Source organism: Streptomyces sp. NPDC001770, from assembly GCF_053596135.1.
On record NZ_JBSFFN010000110.1, the window covers coordinates 1 to 1,076 of the forward strand.

General features: G+C 69.1%; 1 protein-coding gene. It reads left to right on the top strand.

The features are described 5' to 3' along the window. A partial coding sequence (locus tag ACWCSV_RS34570) for an acyltransferase domain-containing protein (protein ID WP_451149233.1) occupies positions 1 to 1,076 on the top strand: 1,076 nt, incomplete at both ends.

The following is a 1,076-nucleotide window of genomic DNA, read 5'->3' on the forward strand; positions in this document are numbered from 1 at the left end:
GCGTTGTGGGCGGTGATGGTGTCGCTGGCCGCGGTGTGGGAGGCGGCGGGTGTGTCGCCGGATGCGGTGGTGGGTCATTCGCAGGGCGAGATCGCTGCCGCCGTGGTGGCGGGGATCCTGTCGCTGGAGGATGCGGCGAAGGTCGTGGCTCTGCGGAGTCGGACTCTGACGGCGTTGGCGGGTCGGGGTGGGATGCTCTCGATCGCTGAGCCGGTGGACGGGGTGCGCCGGAGGATCGCTTCCTACGGTGCTCGTCTCTCTGTCGCGGCGGTGAATGGTCCGGCGTCGACGGTGGTGTCCGGTGATGCGGACGCGTTGCGTGAACTGGCCGACTCCTGTGGGGAGTCGCTGCGTGCGCGGATGATTCCGGTGGACTACGCCTCGCACAGTGCGCACGTGGACGAGCTGAAGGAGGAGATCCTCGCCGTCCTCCACGACATAGCCCCGCGCGAGGGACAGGTTCCGATGATCTCCGCGCTGACGGGAGAGTGGCTGGCGGGTCCGGAGCTCGACCCCGCCTACTGGTACGCGTCTTTGCGCGAGACGGTGGAGTTCGACCGTGCCGTGCGGTTGCTCGGTGAGGCGGGCCACGGTGCGTTCGTGGAGGTGTCCCCGCATCCAGTGCTGACGTCGGCGATCGGGGACGCTCTGGACGAGCGGGCCCCGGTGGTGGTGGGTACGTTGCGGCGGGACGACGGTGGTTCGGAGCGGCTGCTGATCTCGCTCGCCGAGGCGTACACGGGAGGCGCGGCCGTCGACTGGACGGCTGTACTCGGCACGGGCACGGCGGTGGAGTTGCCGACCTATGCCTTCCAGCACCGTCACTACTGGCCGGAGGGTGTGGCGGAGGTTTCCGAGGGTGCCGTTGTGGATGCCGAGTTCTGGGCCGCGGTCGAGGGTGGGGACGCGGAGGGCTTGGCGGCGGCGTTGAACATCGATGGTGATCGGTTGGGCGAGGTGTTGCCGGCGTTGGCTGATTACCGGCGTCGGGAGCAGGCCGGTTCGGTGGTGGCGGATTGGCGGTTCCGGGTTTCGTGGGTTCCGGTGGAGGAGCCTGTTGGGGTGTTGGCCGGGAC